Source organism: Algiphilus aromaticivorans DG1253, assembly GCF_000733765.1.
GTDB classification, from domain to species: Bacteria; Pseudomonadota; Gammaproteobacteria; order Nevskiales; family Nevskiaceae; genus Algiphilus; species Algiphilus aromaticivorans.
On record NZ_JPOG01000001.1, the window covers coordinates 665,844 to 683,226 of the forward strand.

Genomic DNA, 17,383 nt, shown 5'->3' on the forward strand with positions numbered 1-17,383 from the left:
ACCCGTCAGGAGTGTTCACTGATGCCCGTATATCTCGACCACAACGCCACGACGCCGCTGCATCCCGAGGCCCTTGAGGCCATGCAGCCGCATCTGACCAAGCCCTTCGGCAACCCTGCCAGCGTGCACCGCTTCGGCCGCGCCGCGCATGGCGCGGTGCAGCGCGCGCGCGTCGAGGTGGCAGAGCTGGTTGGCTGTCGCCAGGACGAGGTGATCTTCACAAGCGGCGGCACCGAATCCGACAATCTCGCAGTCAAGGGCGCGGCCGCCGCGCAGCCGGGCCGCACGGTGCTCTACGGGGCCACCGAGCACCCGGCCGTGCTGGAGGCCGCCGAGGCGCTGCGCGAGACCGGCACGCCGGTGGAGGTCATCCCGCACAGCGCTGATGGCCATCCGGACTGGCCGTGGCTGGAGCAGCGCCTGGGCCAGGGCGACGTCGGACTCGTCTGCCTGATGGCGGCCAACAACGAGACCGGCGTCATTCTCGACACCGCGCGCGCCGCCGAGCTGGCGCATGCCCATGATGCGCTTCTGCACGTCGACGTTGTGCAGGCAGCCGGCAAGATCGCGCTGGATTTCGCCGGCTCGGGCGCCGACATGATGGCGCTCTCCGCCCACAAGCTCTTCGGTCCGCGCGGCGTCGGGGCGCTCATCCTGCGCGCCGGCACCACCATCCACGCCCAGATGCACGGCGGCGGTCACGAAGGCGGGATGCGCAGCGGCACCCTCAACGCGCCGGGCATCGTCGGCTTCGGCGCGGCCTGCCGCGTGGCGGCGCGCGACATCGCCGAGCGCAACGTGCATTGCCGCGCGCTGCGCGATCGGCTCGAGGCAGGCCTGCAACAGCTGTCTGATGTCACCATCTTCGCGGCAGGCCAGGAGCGACTGTCCAACACCTGCCAGTTCGCCTTACACGGTTACGACGGCGAGGCCATGGTGATGGCCTTCGATCGCGAGGGTTTTGCGGTCTCCTCCGGCTCGGCCTGCCAGAGCGAGCACGGCGAGCCCAGCCACGTACTGCTCGGCATGGGGTTGCCGCGCGACATCGCCAAGGCGGCCGTGCGCGTCAGCGTCGGTCCGGACAACAGCGACGCCGACATCGACGCGCTGCTTTCTGCGCTGGCGCGCATCCGTGAGACGCCGATGGCGGCCATGGCCTAGCGAGCATTGTGAGCATCTATCTGGACCATGCCGCCAGCACGCCGCTCGCCGATGAGGCGCGCGCGGCGATGCTGGCACAGCTCGACGGCGCGGGCGCCAACCCGGCTTCCGACCATGCGCCCGGCGCTGAAGCGGCCACTGCCGTCGAGGCGGCGCGCGCGCAGATCGCCGCCGCCATCGGTGCGCAGCCCGAGGAGATCGTTTTCACGTCGGGTGCGACTGAGGCCGACAACCTCGCCATCAAGGGCAGCCTCGAATTTCTCGGCGGCGGGCATCTGCTGACCACCCGCATCGAGCACAAGGCCGTGTTGGACGCCGCCGGCCGTTTGGCCGAACAGGGCGTGCCGATGAGCTATGTCGATCCCGCTGCCGACGGTCGTGTGCGCGTCGAGGATATCGCCGCTGCACTGCGACCGGATACGGCGCTGGTTTCCGTGATGTGGGTGAACAACGAGACCGGCGCGATCAATCCCATTGCCGAGATCGCCGCGCTCTGCGCCGAGCGCGGTGTGCGCCTGCACGTCGACGCCGCGCAGGCGTTGGGCCGGCTGCCCATCGACATGGCCGAGGTTCCGGTGGCGTTGATGAGCCTGTCCGCGCACAAGTGCTACGGCCCCAAGGGGATCGGTGCGCTCTTCGTGCGCCGTCGGCCGCGGGCGCGGGTGGCGGCGCAGATGCACGGCGGCGGTCACGAGCAGGGCATGCGCTCGGGCACGCTTGCCACGCATCAGATCGCCGGCTTCGGCGCCGCCGCGGAGCTGGCCGCGGCCCGGTGCGAGGCGGACTACGCACACGCGACCGGGTTGGCCGAGCGGCTGCGCAGCGGATTGGAAGGGATGCCCGGCCTGCTGATGAATTCCGACCCCGACGCCTGCGTGCCGCATATCGTCAATATCGCTTTTGACGGCATCCACGGTGAGGCGCTGCGCGCGGCCACGGCCGAGCTGGCGGTGGCCTCGGGCTCGGCCTGCTCGGCCGCCGATGCCGAATCCAGCTATGTGCTGCGCGCCTTGGGGCGCAGCGATCGCCAGGCGGGCGCGGCGTTGCGCATCTCCACCGGGCGCGACACCACCGCCGACAACATCGACCGCGCCGTCGCCGTCATCGGGGCGGCGGTGGAGCGGCTGCGCACCATCGCGGCATGAAGGCCATCGGCCCGCAGGCTTATTCGGCCACCGTCTGGCTGCGATTCACCGCGCCGCAGCGCGCGGGGCATCCGCCTGAGGCTGTCAGCGGCTGTGCCGAGTCGTCGGCTCATCAGTTGCGCGTCTGCTTTCATCGCAGCGATAGCGGCTACCGTTTCACGGCCATAGGCTGCCCGACCACCATCGCGGCGGCCGACTACTGCGCCGAGCAGCTCGACGCGGGTCGCACGCCGCAGGCAGCCGAGATGATGGACGGCCTTGAAATTCCGGAGGATCGCCGTCACTGTGTGTTGTTGTGCGAAGACGCGATGGCCGCGCTCGCAGCGCGCCTCGCACAGGCCCTTTCAGGACAGGATCGACAGGCATCATGAGCATTACTCTTAGCGAAGCCGCAGCCGACCGCATCCGTCGCCAGCTCGCCGAGCGCGGGCAGGGCATCGGGCTGCGTGTGGGTGTCACCACCACCGGCTGCTCGGGCAACGCCTATAAGCTCGACTATGCCGACGCGGTTGGCGAGGACGAAGTCGCCTTCGAGCAGCACGGCGCCACGGTCGTCGTCGCCAAGCGCGATCTGCCCATGCTCGACGGCCTGAACGTGGACTTCCGTCGCGAAGGACTGAACGAGCTCTACCGCTTCGACAACCCCAACGCCACCGGCCTCTGCGGCTGCGGCGAGAGCTTCCACCTCGCCGAGGAAGAAGCCGCTTCCTGAATTCGCGCGATACCGGATTGTCATGCCGCGCTCCTAGAATGCGCGGATGATCTCTCCGAAATCCGTGATCGCGGCGGCCGTTCTGCTGCTCGCCGCCTGCAGCAGTTCCGACGATGCGCCCCGAGGCGAAGCCCGGCTCAGCCTGAACACCGCCAGCACCGCCTTCGGGCGGGTCGTCTCCGAGCCCGCCGGCATTGACTGCCCTGACCGCTGCGCGGCGAGCTTTCCGGCGGGCGAGGAAGTCGTGCTGCGTGCCGAAGACAGCGACACGGCCGTCTTCGAGCGCTGGGGCGGGGACTGCGGCGAAGCGCGCGAATGTCCTGTGCGCCTCGATGAGGGGCGTGCGTTGCCGGTGCATTTCGCCGCTGCGCGGCGTCTGTCGCGCGGGCACTGGCGCGGCGGTGATACGCATGTGCACAGCGATCATTCCAGCGACGGCAGCCTGCCGCGCCAGATCAACGAAGGCGCTCGGGGCAATGTCTCGGTAGGCGATCAGATCACTTTCGCCGAGCGGACCGGTACCGATTTCCTGTCGATCACCGACCACCGCACCTTCGATCAGCACTACCACCCCGAGTGGTTCTCTGAGGAGGTTCTGCTGCTTCGCGGGGAAGAGGCCAACGGCCGGCCGCACGCGATCGTGCAGGGTGGCGTGGAGCGTGTGCTGCAGCAGGCCAGCAACAACGTGCGCGCGCTGCAGCAGTCGATCTGGGACGCCCGTGCCCAGGGCGCGGTCTGGATCACTGCCCACCCCGACCGCGATGCCACCGAGGACGATGGCACGCCGCTCGATGTCGCGGCGCCGCTGGGGGTTGGTGCGGTCGAGATCTGGAACATCGCGCGTGACGCCGACGCCAATATCGCCTACGCCGAGACCATGTGGAATCGCGGCTACCGCTTCGGCGTCGTGGCGGCCTCGGACAACCATTTTCGCGAGCTGCGCCTCATCTCCGGGCCGGGCACGCCGCGGACCAGCCTGCGCATGCGCGAGCTGCGCGAGGTCGAGGTGCTGTCGGCGCTTGCGGCCGGGCACAGCCGGCTGTCGGCCAGCGCCGTCGGCCCGACGCTGAGCATGCAGGCCGCGGTCGGCGAGGGAGAGACCGCGCAGCGCTACCAGGCCGGCGACGAGATCTTCGTGCCCGCCGGCACGAGCGTGGCGCTGGAACTGGTCACCGAGCGTGCGCTGGGCACTCGGCTGCGTGTCTTTCGCAACCCGGGTCGTGACGCCGGCCCGCTCGCGACCTTCACGCCCACCGCATTGATGGGCGAAGAGCGCTTCACGTTGGAACTCGAAGCCGAGGACGCAGCCGCCTGGTATCGCGCTGAGCTGCGTGGTCCCGGCAAACCGGATTCGCCGCTGTTCACGGTCGAGAATCTCGTCGACGGCCTGGCCGAGGGCGATCTGCTGCCCATCCTCGAAACGGTCGGAGAGTTGCCCGGCCAGCTGCGTGCGGCCACGCCGGCGCTCTTCGTCTCGGAACAGCCGCCACAACCCGACACCGTCGTGCCGTTGCCGGCCGATTCCGGGGGTGATGACGGCGCCCGGTTGGCCATCGGCTCGCGCGCGGCCTGGAGCGGCTTTCCGGATGTTGCGGCAGTCGGCGAGGTGACGCATATCGTCGCCGAAGCGCGCGTCGACGGCCGCGCCGGCGTGTACTACCGCCGCGACGAGGCCGGAGAATTCAGCAGGCTGCGTGATCTGGCGCCCGACTCGGCGTCCGCGCGCCTGCCACGCGTGGCCGCGCGAGGCGATACGGTCTGGGTGGTCTGGCAGGATGAGCGCGCCGGCGAAATCCCGCGCCAGCCCGCCATCATGGCGCGCGCCAGCTTGGATGGCGGCCGCAGCTGGGAGCCTGAGATCATAGTGCGCGCCGTCGACGGTCGCGCCGAGCATCCCGATATTTCCTTCGACCGGCAAGGGCATCCCGTCATCGTCTGGCAGGAGATCGGCAGCGGCCGCGCCTTCGATGTCTGGGCGCAGGTGTTGGGCCGCGACGCCGAGCCCGTCAACCTTTCGGGGGCGGACAAGGAGACGGCGGCGGCGAATGCATTCGATACGCGCTCTGCGCGTTGGCCGGCTTCGCTCTATCCGGCGGTTTCGGTGGCCGATGACGGCAGCATCGCGGTGGTCTGGCAGGACAACCGCAGCGACCCGGATCCGCTGTTCACCGGCTCCCTTGGCAATGCCGAGGGCACGAGTCCCGACGACTGGGCCATCTTCAGCGCCCTGCGTGGCCCCGGCAGTGAGCAGTGGCTCCGCGGCCCGATTGCTGCAGTCGCTCAGGCAGCGCAACGCTTCCCCACCGTGGTGCACGGCAACGCTGGCGTGCTGCATCTGGCCTGGGAGCGCCAGGCGCTGTCGGACTCGGGCACGACGGCGTACGTGCAGGCCACGCGCCTGGCGCCGGGAGCCGATGACTGGCAGTCCGCGCAGGATGTCGCCGGCAGCGAGGCCTTCAGCGCTCAGCGCCCGGCGCTGGGGCTCGGTGCGGACGGCGCGCCGATGCTGACCTGGATGGACGCTGGCGCCGAGGACTGGCGCTGGCGCATCGGCCGCGCCGATTTCGACGGCGCGCGTTGGGCGGCCGTGCGTGCTATCGATGCGCGCGGCAACAACACTTGGCCGGCGCTGTCCGACGGACAACTGGTCTTTGCCGGCACGCGCAACGCGCGGCGCCTGCAGCGCGATGCCACGCAACAGATATTCGTGCGCGGCGGCGAATAGGCGCGTGGCCCGGGAACGACCGCCGGTGCTGGTGGTCAATCCGGGGCAAGGTTAGAATGGCGGGCTTTGTCGGCGATCGGATGCTTCGGTGGCCGGCGCCCCCAACAACAATCTGGAGTTCCGTACATGGCGGTTGAACGCACCCTTTCCATCATCAAGCCCGACGCAGTGGCAGCCAATGCCATCGGCGACATCTACAGCCGCTTCGAGAAGGCCGGTCTGAAGGTCGTCGCAGCCCGCATGCTGCACCTGACGCGCGGCGAAGCCGAGGGCTTCTATGCGGTGCACCGCGAGCGCCCCTTCTTCACCGATCTGGTCAACTTCATGGTCACGGGTCCGGTGATGGTGCAGGTCCTGGAAGGCGACGACGCCATCGCGCGCCATCGCGACATCATGGGCGCGACCAACCCAAAGGAAGCCGCGCCGGGAACGATCCGTGCGGACTTCGCCACCTCCATCGACGAGAACGCCGTGCACGGCTCCGATAGCGCCGAGAACGCCGCGACCGAGATCGCCTACTTCTTCCGCGCCACGGAAGTCGTGCCGCGCACGCGCTAGGGCAACGTTGAGCGCAGAAGTCATCAATCTGTTCGGTCACGACCGCGCCGGTCTGCGCGCGGCGCTGGCGGAGATGGGTGAGAAGCCCTTCCGCGCCGACCAGCTCATGCAGTGGATCTATCGCCACGGCGTGGATGACTTCGGCGCCATGACCAATCTGTCGCTTTCGCTGCGCGACAAGCTTGCCGAGCACTGCACGGTGGCCGCACCGGAAGTACTGGCGCATCAGGAGTCCACCGACGGCACCCGCAAGTGGGTGCTGGCCGTGGGCGGCGAGGGCGAGCAGGCGGTGGAAACCGTCTTCATCCCCGAGGGCAGCCGCGGCAGTGAGCGCTACCGCGGCACGCTTTGCATCAGCAGCCAGGTGGGCTGTGCGATGGATTGCAGCTTCTGCTCCACCGGCAAGCAGGGCCTGTCGCGCAATCTGACGGCGGCCGAGATCGTCGCCCAACTCTGGTTCGCTGCACACGCCCTCAGCGGCAATGGCGACCTGAAAGATCAGCGCGCGATCACCAATGTCGTCTTCATGGGCATGGGCGAGCCGCTGGCGAATTACGCGGCGGTGCTTACGGCCATCCGCGTCTTTCTCGACGACTTCGGCTTCGGACTGTCCAAGCGCCGCGTGACGGTGTCCACTTCCGGGCTGGTGCCCTTCATGGACCGGCTGCGCGGTGACTGCGACACGGCCATGGCCGTCAGTCTGCACGCCGCGGACGACGCGCTGCGCAACGAGCTGGTGCCCATCAACCGCAAATACCCGCTCGACGAGCTGATGGCGGCCTGCCGGCGCTACACCGCCGACCGCGGCCGCAAGACGCACATCGTCTACGAGTACGTCATGCTGGACGGCGTCAATGACGCCGATTCGCAGGCGCGCGATCTGGCCAAGCTGCTCGGCGACCTGCCGGCCAAGGTGAATCTCATCCCCTTCAATCCCTTTCCCGGTGCGCCCTACGAGCGCTCGGCGCCCGCACGCGTCGATGCCTTCCAGGAGCAGCTGCGCCGCCGCAATATCGTCACCACCGTGCGGCGCACGCGCGGTGACGACATCGACGCCGCCTGCGGGCAGCTGGTGGGGCGCGTGACCAGTCGCCAGCGCAACCGCCTGGGCGGCATCCCGGTGGTCAGGGCATGAGCGGTCTCGGCCGTAGCATCCGTACGCCGTTGGCGGCGCTGCTGACAGCGCTGCTCGTTGCCGGCTGTATCACTACCGGCGGCGAGCGTGAGCCCGACCGCCGCGAAGCCGCGCGTGCCAATACCGAGCTCGGCGCCGGCTACATCCGCAACGGCAATGACGACAAGGCGCGCGAACGGCTGGAGCGCGCCATCTCCATCGACGATCGCTATGCCCCGGCGCATGCCACCTACGCGCTAGTGCTCGCGCGGCAGGGCGAGGACGAAGGAGCCGATCAGCATTTCCGGCGCGCGCTGCGCCTGGCGCCGGAGAATCCGGATTTCCGCAACAACTACGGCGCTTTCCTCTGCGCGCGCGGGCAAGCCGAGGCTGCCGTGGAGCAGTTCCTGCGCGCCGGCGAGACGCCAGGCTATGTCGGCCGCGCAACGGCGCTGACCAACGCCGGCTTGTGCCTGCGCGACCGTGACCCCGAGCGCGCCGAGCAGCTGCTGCGCAAGTCGCTGGAGCTGAACCCGCAGAACGCTGTGGCGCTCGAACAACTCGCCTGGGTGAAGTATCTGCAGGGCGATATGATGGGGACGCGTGCTTTCATTTCCCGCTTCGAGCGCATCGCCGAGCCCGTGCCCGATATGCTGTGGCTGGCCGCCCAGACCGAGACCGCCCTCGGTGACGACGAAACCGCGGCCGACTATCGGCGGCAGTTGTCGCGACGGTTCCCGGGCTACGAGCCGCCGCAGACCAAAGCGCCGGACCCGCAGTCCGCCATCGAAAGGCCATGAACGAGATCGATCCCGACAAGCAGCCGGACAGCGCCGAAGAGGCAGCCCCGACCGAGGCGGCCGCGCCTCAGGTTTCCCCCGGCGAGATGCTGCGCGAAGCGCGCGAAGCGCGCGGCTTATCGCAGGCCGAGCTGGCCGAGGCGGCCAAGCTGCCGCAGGCGACCATTGCCTCGCTCGAGTGCGACGACTTCGCGGTGCTCAACGAGCCCGTCTATGTGCGTGGCTACTACCGCAAGTGCGCGCTGACGCTGGAGACGGATGTCGACGCCATGGTGCGCGCCTACGAGCAGAAGGCGCGCCCGGCCGCGCCGGCGTTGCCCGACAAGATTCCGGTCGTCGCAGGCGGTGGTGTGTCGATCTTCCGGAGGCTGCTGCGGGGAGTGCTCATCCTCCTGCTCCTCGGCCTGTTGGCGGCTGCCGGCTGGTGGCTGCTGCAACCGCCGACGGCCAATTCGGGCAACGGCGGCTTCGGCGCTTTCAACGGCGGCGACGCCTCCGGCGAGAGCTTTGGCGATGCCGGGCTTGCGGGCGGCCAGGAAACCGAATCCGAGTTTGAACCTCAGCCCGAGCCTGATCCGTCCGAAGCCGCCGAGCCGTCGGCGGCCGAGGCGAGCACTGCCCAGGATGGTGCACGAAGCAGTCGCGCTGACGAAGTCGAAGTCGCAGCCACCGGGGAAGCAGCTGCACCAATCCTGGAGTTGCGTTTCCAGGACGAATCCTGGCTGCGCGTGCGCGACGCCAACGATCGGACCCTGATGAATGAGCTCGTCAGCGCCGGTGCCCGCGAGCGCATCGAGGGCGAGGCACCGCTGGAGCTCTTTGTCGGTTACGCGCAGGGCGTCGAGGTGACCTGGCGCGGCGAGCCGGTCGATCTGGACGATGCCACGCGCAGCAACAACACGGCGCTGGTCAGCCTCGAGTAGCGGTATGCGGTACGTCCACGACATTGCGCGCCGGAAGTCCCGGCAGATCCACGTCGGCCGTGTCGCCGTCGGTGGCGATGCGCCGGTGGCGGTGCAGACCATGACCAGCACCGACACCGAGGATGTCGACGCTACCGTCGCGCAGATCAAGGCCTGCATGAAGGCCGGCGCCGACATCGTGCGCGTGTCGGTACCGACACTCGCTGCGGCCAAGGCCTTTGGCGAGATCCGCAAACAGGTGGGCTACACGCCGCTGGTGGCGGATATCCACTTCAACTACAAGTGCGGCATCGCCGCAGCCGAGGCGGGTGCGGACTGCCTGCGCATCAACCCCGGCAACATCGGCGGCGAGAAGAAGATCGCCGAGGTCGTCGCCTGCGCGCGCGCGCACCGCATCCCCATCCGCGTCGGCGTCAACGCCGGCTCGCTGGAAGCGGATATCCAGGAGAAGTACGGCGAGCCCAACGCCGACGCGCTGGTCGAGTCCGCGCTGCGCCACATCGACATCCTCGACCGCTTCAACTTCCCGGACTTCAAGATCAGCATCAAGGCCTCCGATGTCTTCATGACGGTGGATGCCTACCGCAAGCTGGCGGCGCAGATCGACCAGCCGCTGCATCTGGGCATTACCGAGGCCGGTGGCCTGCGCTCGGGCAGCGTCAAGTCCGCCATCGGCCTGGGCATGCTGCTCGCCGAGGGTATCGGCGAGACGCTGCGCGTCTCGCTGGCCGCGGACCCGGTCGAGGAGGTCAAGGTCGGCTGGGACATCCTCAAGTCGCTGGGGCTGCGCAAGCGCGGCATCAATCTCATTGCCTGCCCGAGCTGCTCGCGCCAGAACTTCAATGTCATCGAGACCGTCGCCGAGCTCGAGCGGCGCTTCGAGGACATCGACGAGTCCATGGACGTCGCCGTCATCGGCTGCGTCGTCAACGGCCCCGGCGAGGCGCGCGAGGCGAGCCTGGGCGTGGCCGGCGGCTACCCGAGCTCGATCTACGACGACGGCAAGATCACCGAGAAGTCGCACAACGCCGATCTGGTCGATCGGCTCGAGACGATGGTGCGCAACAAGCTGGCTGCTCGCCGTGCCAAGGAAGCCGGTTCCGAAGGGGAGAGCGAATGAGGCTGCAGTCCCTGCGCGGCTTCCGCGACATTCTTCCCGACGAGGCCGCGCGCTGGCAGCGCATTCTCGACGCCGCGCGCGCCGCGGCCGAGGCCTACGGCTACCGGCAGATCCATCTGCCGCTGGTCGAGGCCACCGAGCTGTTCAAGCGCTCGGTGGGCGAGGCCACGGACATCGTCGCCAAGGAGATGTTCAGCTTCCGCGACCGCGACAAGACGGACATGAGCCTGCGCCCCGAGGGCACAGCCAGCTGCGTGCGCGCCGGCATCGAGCACGGCCTGCTGCATAACCAGCAGCAGCGGCTCTGGTATTCGGGTCCGATGTTCCGGCACGAGCGGCCGCAGGCCGGCCGCTACCGGCAGTTCCACCAGTTCGGCGTCGAGGCCTTCGGTATGGCTGATCCGGCCTGCGACATCGAGGTCATCGCCATGTCTGCCGCCATCTGGCGGGCACTGGGACTGGAGGGCCTGACGCTGGAGCTCAACACCCTCGGCAGTCCGGAATGCCGTACGCGCTACCGCGAGCAGCTGCGCGACTTCCTGCGCGAGCACATCGATGCGCTGGACGCGGACGCCCGCGAGCGCGTCGAGACCAATCCGCTGCGTGTGCTCGACAGCAAGCATCCCGATACGCGTGCGGTGGTGGCCGACGCCCCGCGCATGGCGGACAGCCTGAGCGCGGAGGCGCGCGCGCACTTCGAGGCGGTCTGCGCCGGTCTCGACGGGCTGGGCATTGCCTGGACGCACAACTCGAATCTGGTGCGTGGGCTGGATTACTACACCCACACGGTCTTCGAATGGACCACCGATCAGCTCGGTGCCCAGGGCACCGTCTGCGCCGGTGGCCGCTACGACGGGCTTGTCGAGCAGCTCGGTGGCGGTGAAGTGGCGGCTGTGGGCTTCGCCATGGGCATCGAGCGCCTCGCCCTGCTGCTGGAGCAGGCGGAGTTGCCGGTGGCCGACAGCGCGCCGCAGGTCTATCTCTGCTGGCAGGGTGACGACTGCCTGCCGGCCGCGCAGCGCATTGGCGAGCGCCTGCGCGCCGCCGGTTTGCGCACGGTGGTCAATGCCGGTGGTGGCAGCTTCAAGGCGCAGTTCAAGCGCGCCGACCGCAGCGGCGCCGACTGGGCGCTGGTGCTCGGCCCCGATGAGCTGGCCAGCGACACGCTTCAGCTAAAATCCCTGCGCCAGCGCGAGCCGCAGCGCACGCTCACCGTCGACGAGGCCCTCGCCCAGTTGGGTGCTGACGTGGCCATCGACCCCATTGCTGTTTGACGAAGAGAGTTTTAAGTGGCTTACGACGAAGACGAACAGGTACAACGCATCCAGCAGTGGTGGTCCGAGAACTGGAAGGCCCTGGTGGGCGGTCTGGTAATTGGTGTCGGCGGTATTCTCGGCTGGAACGCCTGGCAGAGCCATAGCGAGCAACAGGCTCAGGCCGCCAGCACCCTCTTCGCCGAGGTGCTCTCCGCGGCCGACGCTGATAACCGTGAGGCTGCGATTGCTGCACGCGACACCCTGATCAGCGATTACAGCGGTACGCCTTATGCGGTGGCCGCTTCGCTGCAGGTCGCCGCGCTGCATGCCCGGCAGGGCGAGCTGACGCCCGCGGGCGAGATGCTGGACTGGGCGCGCGAGAATGCCGACGACGCTGCCATGGCGCGCCTGGCGGCCATCCGTTTGGCGCGCGTGCGCTGGGCGCAGGGCGACGCCGAGGCGGCGCTGACGCTGCTCGACGATGGTGGTGGCCATTTCCGTGCCGTGGCCGAGGAACTGCGCGGCGACATCCTTCTCGAGCAGGGTGAGCGCGTGGCCGCGCATCGTGCCTACAGCGAGGCCCTGACGGCCGCGCCGCAGGAAAGCCGCGAGCTGCTGCAGCAGAAGCTGGACGATCTGGCCGACGTCGGGGACTCGGCCGAGGCGGCAGACGCATGAGGGCCGCCAACGCAAACCTTCTGGTCGCGCTGCTCGGTTCCGGTCTGCTGCTCGCCGGCTGTGGTGGCGGCAAGTCCGTCCGGCAGCCAGCCGTGCTGGAAACCATCGATAACCGCACGGTTACCATCGAGAGCGCCTGGCGCAGCAGCAGCGGGCCGGACGCCGATGACCTGGATCTGGGTCTGACCACCGTGGTGACGGACGACGCCGTCTTCACCGCTGACGCCCACGGCTACGTCTATGCGCTCAACCGCGACAGCGGCAAGCGCATATGGCGGACCGACACGGATCTGCGTATCAGCGCCGGGCCAACGGTCGAGGGCGATCAGGTGCTGATCGCCACGCGCGATGCCGCAGTTCTTGCCCTGTCGCGTGCCGACGGTAAGGAACTCTGGCGCAGCACGGTGACCAGCGAGGTCGTTGCGGCTCCGGCGAGCAACGGCAAGACGGTGGTCGTACGCAGCGTCGATGGGCGTGTCACCGCGCTGTCGGCGGAAGACGGCAGCCAGCAGTGGATCACCGGGCGCACCGTGCCGCCGCTGACGCTGCGTGGCATGGCGCCGCCGCTGATCGCCGGGCCCGTGGTCGTCACCGGCCTGGAGACCGGTCGCCTCATCGCGCAGCGCCTAAGTGATGGCGAAACGGCCTGGGAGGCCGTGGTTTCGGTGCCCAGCGGGCGCTCGGAGCTGGAGCGCATCGCCGACGTCGACGCCCGCATGCTGCTCGCGAGCGACACCATCTTTGCGCTCTCCTACGGCGGCGACGTGGTCGCCATCAATCGCTTCAACGGCGATGAGCGCTGGCGCCGAAGCATCCGCAGCTACACCGGCGCCGCACTCTCCGATGATGGCAGTCAGCTCTTCGTCACCGCCGAGGATGGCGCGGTCTGGGGGCTGCAGACCGAGAACGGCGCTGCCGCCTGGAAGACCGAGGCGCTGGCCTGGCGCCGCCTGAGCGCGCCGGCGTTCCACGCCGGGCATGTCGCCGTCGCGGATTACGAAGGCTACGTCCACTACCTTTCGCCACGCGACGGTGCCATCGTTGGCCGCAGCCGGCCGCTGGGGGCGCGGGTCGATGCCACACCGGTCGTTGACGGCGATCGTCTCTACATCGGTGATATCGAAGGCCGTCTCGCCGCGCTCGGCGCGAAAGCGGAATAGCCCATGCGTGCCCGGGCCGGACTTCCCACGCTGGCCTTGGTCGGGCGCCCGAATGTCGGCAAGTCCACGCTGTTCAATCGGCTGACCGGCACACGTGACGCGCTGGTGGCCGACTTCGCCGGACTGACGCGCGATCGCCAGTACGGCATCGGCGAGCACAGCGACTGGCGCTACATCGTCGTAGATACCGGTGGGCTGATGCCGGAGCACGACGATCCGCTGGCGGCTCTCGCCGAAAGCCAGGCGCGCATCGCCATCGACGAGGCCGACCGCGTGCTGCTGCTGCTGGACGCGCACGATGGCGTCATGGCCGACGACCGGGCCATCGCCGACTTCCTGCGCCGCGCCGGCAAGCCGGTGATACCCGTAGTCAACAAGCTCGACGGCACCAAGGCGCACACCGCCCTGGAATTCCACGAGCTGGGCCTGGGCGAGCCGCTGACCATCTCCGCGGAGCACGGCCACGGCATTTCGCGCATGCTGCAGGAGGTGTTGGAAGGCCTGCCCGAGGCCGCCGAGATCGATCTGGCGCAGGAGGCCGAGACAGGCATCCGCGTCGCCATCGTCGGCCGGCCGAATGTCGGCAAGTCCACCCTGGTCAACAAGCTGCTCGGCGAGCCGCGCCTGCTGGCCGCCGACCTGCCGGGCACCACCCGCGACGCCATCGAGGTCGATTTCAGCCACGAAGGCGTCGACTACACCCTCATCGACACCGCCGGTGTGCGCCGGCGATCGCGCGTCAGCGAGGTGGTGGAAAAGTTCTCCATCATCAAGACGCTGCGTGCTATCGACAGCGCCCATGTCGTCATCATGATGGTCGACGCGCGCGGCGACATCGGCGAGCAGGACGCGCGCCTTATGGGCCTGATTGCCGAGCGCGGCCGCGGCATGGTGCTGGCGATCAACAAGTGGGACGGGCTGGAGGAAGAGGTCCGCGAGCGCGTGCGGAGCGAGGTGGCGCGCAAGCTTCCCTTCGGAGACTTCGTGCCGCTGGTGACGACCTCGGCCGTGCGCGGTACCGGCCTGAAACCGCTCATGAAGCGGGTAGAGGCCGTGCACGCCAGCGTCACCGCCGACCTGTCCACGCCCGAGCTCAACCGTGTGCTGGCCGAAGCCGTGGCGCATCACCAGCCACCGGCGTCGCTGGGAAGCCGCACCAAGCTGCGCTTTGCCCACCAGGGCGGCAAGAACCCGCTGCAGATCGTCATCCACGGCAACCAGACCGAGCGCCTGCCAGCCGGCTACAAGCGCTATCTGGTGAACACCTTCCGTGAGCATTTCGGCCTGACCGGCATTCCGCTGATCCTGAGCCTGCGCAGTGGCGACAACCCCTTCAAGGATCGCAAGAACCCGCTTACCCAGCGCCAGCGCAAGAAGCGCCGGCGGCTGATGTCGCACGTCAAGCGCTAGGCGTTCCGGCCCGCAGGCCCTCTCCCCTGACCCCTCTCCCCGCGGGAGAGGGGAACGTTGTTGGCGATGGTCAGCGCCAATTGAGTCCCCTCTCCCCACCGGGGAGAGGGGGCAATCTGACGAGGCCTCAGCCCACGAAGCTCTCGCGGATCTCCTGGAAGTAGTCCGCCAGCTGGCGCGGCGGCTGGCCGGTGAGGGTCTCGATATCCTCGGTGACGCGCCCGAAACCGGCCTGGGCCTGGCATTGCGCCATGTCCACCAGCGCTTCGGCCAGCCACTCCGGCAGGCCATTGGCCAGCAGGCCGTCGCGGTAGCTTTCGGCGCTGACTTCGACGGCGCGTACCGGCTTATGGATGGCCGCGGCAACTTGCGCGGCGAGCGCGTTGGCGTCGAAGGCCTCGCTGCCGGTCAGCTCCCAGACGCGGCGCTCCGGCACGGGTGGGTCGTCGATCAGCAGAGCGGCGGCGCAGGTGGCGACATCGCGGGCGTCGACATAGGCCACCGGCGCGCGCACGGAGGGGGTGTAGAAGGCGCCGTGATCGCGCACGGTGGCCTCCATTCCTTGGGCTGCGCTCTGCATGAAGCCGTTGGGTCGCAGCAGGCAATAGGCCAGGCCCGATTCGGCCAACGCCTGCTCGGCAGGCGCGTGCCAGCGCGCGAAGGCGTAGTCCGCCGTGTCGGCCTCCCAGACGGAGACCTTGACCAAGCCCTCGACGCCTGCCTTGGCAGCGGCGCGTATGGCATTGCCTTCCAGCTCGGCCATGCGCGGGCTGGCGGCGGTCAGCAGGAAGACGCGGTCGACATCGGCCAGCGCGGCCTTGATGGTCTGCGGGCGCGCGAGATCGACCTCCACGGCATCCACATCCTCTGCCAGCGCGGCCTCCAGCTTGTCGGCCGAGCGGAAGGCAGCGCGGTACTCCGCGCCGCGCGCTTCCAGCTCGGCGCAGAGGTGGCGTCCGACGGTGCCGCCGGCACCCAGAACCAGAATCATGTGGCTTCGTCTCCTTGCCCGGAAGGCGGGTCGGTGAGGGGTTCACCCGCCGTTGCTGCCAGATTGCCGTGTGCCAGCCGCAGCCGCAATGCGTCGCCGGGTTGGGTCTGGGCGGGGTCGCGCAGGATGCTGCCGTCTGGTGTCTGGGCGATGGCGTAGCCGCGTGCCAGCGTGGAGGCCGGTCCGAGCTGTTGCAGGGCTTCGGTAGCGCGGGTGAGCCGCTGGCGCCGGGCTTCCAGCGTCAGCCGCGCGGCGCGCTGTAGGCGCAGCTGCAGGTGCCGACGCTGCTGCTCGGTCTGGCCAAGCTGCGGCAGCGGCGACTGCCGATCCAATCGATTGCGTACCCGGATCAGTCGCTGCTCGGCAGCGCGCAACTGCTCGCGCGCTGCTTGGCGCAGCGCGCCGCGCGCCTTGCCAAGGCGGGCGGGGGTGTCCACCTGCAGTCGCCGCAGCGGGCTGTGTGCGCGCAGCAGGCTGCGTGCACGCTCCAGCCGCGCGGCGCGCTCGCGGATCTGTGCCTGCGCGGCGCGAGCGAGCTGGCGGCGGCGCTGTGCCACGGCCGTCGCGCGCAGGCTGTCCGGCGCCACGGTGCGACGCGCGACTGCGGCCATGCGCACGCTCAGCTCGTCGCAGCGCTGCGCCAATGTCTGCAGGCGTGCTTCCGGGGAGACGCGCTTCAGCCGTCGCTGCAGGTTGTCCAGGGCACTGCGGCGCTCGGCCTGTGCCTGCTGCTCAGCGCGCAGCAGGCGGCTGCGCAGTTGCGCCACGCGCTGGCTGATGGCACCGGCATCCGGAGCGACGCGCTCGGCCGCGCCGGTGGGTGTTGGCGCACGCAGATCGGCGGCGAAGTCGGCGATGGTGGTGTCGGTCTCGTGGCCGACGCCGGTGATGACTGGAACGGCGCAGGCGCGGATGGCGCGCGCGACGATCTCCTCGTTGAAGGCCCAGAGGTCCTCGATGGAGCCGCCGCCGCGCGCGAGCAGGATGACGTCGACATCCGGCGCGCGCCGCGGCAGCTGCTCCAGCGCGGCGGCGATCTGCGGTGCTGCGCGCTCGCCCTGCACCAGCACGGGCAGCAGGTAGAGCGGGGTCATGGGCCAGCGGCGCTCCAGGGTGGTCAGGATGTCGCGCAGCGCCGCCGCGTCGCTGGAGGTGATCAGGCCGATGGCGCGCGGGAAGACGGGCAGGGGGCGCTTGGCGGACTCTTCGAAGAGCCCTTCGGCGGCCAGCTTCTTCTTCAGCGCCTCGAAGGCTGCCCAGAGTCGGCCTTCGCCGGCGCGCTGCATGGTGCGCGCCTTGATCTGCAGCTTGCCGTTGGGCGGATAGAAGTCGAGCTGACCGCTGATCTCGATCTCGTCGCCTTCGGCCGGAGTGAAGGCGACGCCGCGCGCGTCGGAGGCGAACATCGCGCAGTCGATCTGCGCCTTGTCGTCCTTGAGCCGGAAGTACCAGTGGCCGGAGCGCGCGCGAAAGAAATTGGAGATCTCGCCCACAACGCGCAGTGTCGGAAAAGTGCTGCGCAGCGTGTCGGCCAGCAGGCCGGCGACCTCGCTGACGGTGTAGCTGCGGGGACTGCTCGCGCTGCTCATCGACGGGCGGGGGAGCGGATCGAAGCGTTATACTACGCTAC

At 69.2% G+C, this 17,383-nt stretch carries 16 protein-coding genes; 14 read left to right on the plus strand and 2 right to left on the minus strand.

From position 1 onward, the window contains the following. The first annotated feature begins 21 nt into the window (after positions 1-21). From U743_RS03150 to der, 14 genes are all read left to right on the plus strand, one after another. Positions 22-1,161, plus strand: a complete 1,140-nt coding sequence (locus tag U743_RS03150) for a cysteine desulfurase family protein (protein ID WP_043765464.1) — start codon at positions 22-24, stop codon at positions 1,159-1,161. A gap of 8 nt (positions 1,162-1,169) precedes the next feature. Then, a complete protein-coding gene (locus U743_RS03155) occupies positions 1,170-2,306 on the plus strand; it encodes a cysteine desulfurase family protein (protein WP_232226711.1) in 1,137 nt (378 codons plus the stop codon). Continuing rightward, positions 2,303-2,677 carry a hypothetical protein gene (locus tag U743_RS03160; protein WP_043765468.1) on the plus strand — a complete coding sequence of 125 codons (375 nt, stop codon included), beginning with the start codon at positions 2,303-2,305 and terminating at the stop codon, positions 2,675-2,677. Before U743_RS03155 ends, U743_RS03160 begins: the two co-directional genes overlap by 4 nt. Continuing rightward, a complete protein-coding gene (locus U743_RS03165; protein ID WP_043765470.1) occupies positions 2,674-3,018 on the plus strand; it encodes a HesB/IscA family protein in 345 nt (114 codons plus the stop codon). Before U743_RS03160 ends, U743_RS03165 begins: the two co-directional genes overlap by 4 nt. Before the next feature lie 46 nt (positions 3,019-3,064). Continuing rightward, the gene (locus U743_RS03170) at positions 3,065-5,743 is read left to right on the plus strand and encodes a CehA/McbA family metallohydrolase (RefSeq protein ID WP_043765472.1); all 2,679 of its coding nucleotides are present in this window, start codon (positions 3,065-3,067) and stop codon (positions 5,741-5,743) included. Between the two features lie 126 nt (positions 5,744-5,869). Next, positions 5,870-6,301, plus strand: coding sequence for a nucleoside-diphosphate kinase (gene ndk / locus U743_RS03175; RefSeq protein ID WP_043765474.1), 432 nt, complete (start codon positions 5,870-5,872; stop codon positions 6,299-6,301). A gap of 7 nt (positions 6,302-6,308) precedes the next feature. Beyond that, positions 6,309-7,436 (plus strand): 23S rRNA (adenine(2503)-C(2))-methyltransferase RlmN, encoded by a 1,128-nt coding sequence (rlmN, locus tag U743_RS03180; protein ID WP_198021902.1) that lies wholly within the window; start codon positions 6,309-6,311, stop codon positions 7,434-7,436. Then, complete coding sequence (pilW, locus tag U743_RS03185; RefSeq protein WP_052367469.1) at positions 7,433-8,215, plus strand: type IV pilus biogenesis/stability protein PilW; 783 nt, start codon at positions 7,433-7,435, stop codon at positions 8,213-8,215. The genes rlmN and pilW overlap by 4 nt, the downstream gene beginning before the upstream one ends. Further along, entirely contained in the window at positions 8,212-9,138 is a 927-nt protein-coding gene (locus tag U743_RS03190) for a helix-turn-helix domain-containing protein (RefSeq protein WP_043765476.1), read from the plus strand. The genes pilW and U743_RS03190 overlap by 4 nt, the downstream gene beginning before the upstream one ends. Positions 9,139-9,142: 4 nt before the next feature. After that, on the plus strand, positions 9,143-10,258 hold the full coding sequence (ispG, locus tag U743_RS03195; RefSeq protein ID WP_043765478.1) for a flavodoxin-dependent (E)-4-hydroxy-3-methylbut-2-enyl-diphosphate synthase: 1,116 nt from the start codon (positions 9,143-9,145) through the stop codon (positions 10,256-10,258). Beyond that, positions 10,255-11,532, plus strand: a complete 1,278-nt coding sequence (gene hisS, locus U743_RS03200; RefSeq protein WP_052367470.1) for a histidine--tRNA ligase — start codon at positions 10,255-10,257, stop codon at positions 11,530-11,532. Before ispG ends, hisS begins: the two co-directional genes overlap by 4 nt. A 15-nt stretch (positions 11,533-11,547) precedes the next feature. After that, a complete protein-coding gene (locus tag U743_RS03205) occupies positions 11,548-12,192 on the plus strand; it encodes a YfgM family protein (protein ID WP_043765481.1) in 645 nt (214 codons plus the stop codon). Further along, positions 12,189-13,352 (plus strand): outer membrane protein assembly factor BamB, encoded by a 1,164-nt coding sequence (gene bamB, locus U743_RS03210; RefSeq protein ID WP_043765483.1) that lies wholly within the window; start codon positions 12,189-12,191, stop codon positions 13,350-13,352. Before U743_RS03205 ends, bamB begins: the two co-directional genes overlap by 4 nt. A gap of 3 nt (positions 13,353-13,355) precedes the next feature. Further along, positions 13,356-14,762, plus strand: a complete 1,407-nt coding sequence (gene der, locus U743_RS03215; RefSeq protein WP_043765485.1) for a ribosome biogenesis GTPase Der — start codon at positions 13,356-13,358, stop codon at positions 14,760-14,762. A gap of 127 nt (positions 14,763-14,889) precedes the next feature. Here der and U743_RS03220 read toward each other — a convergent pair whose 3' ends face one another. Continuing rightward, complete coding sequence (locus U743_RS03220; protein ID WP_043765487.1) at positions 14,890-15,753, minus strand: NAD(P)H-binding protein; 864 nt, start codon at positions 15,751-15,753, stop codon at positions 14,890-14,892. Beyond that, positions 15,750-17,342: an exodeoxyribonuclease VII large subunit gene (xseA, locus tag U743_RS03225; protein WP_052367471.1), complete on the minus strand. Its 1,593-nt coding sequence runs from the start codon at positions 17,340-17,342 to the stop codon at positions 15,750-15,752. Before xseA ends, U743_RS03220 begins: the two co-directional genes overlap by 4 nt. Between the last annotated feature and the right edge of the window lie 41 nt (positions 17,343-17,383).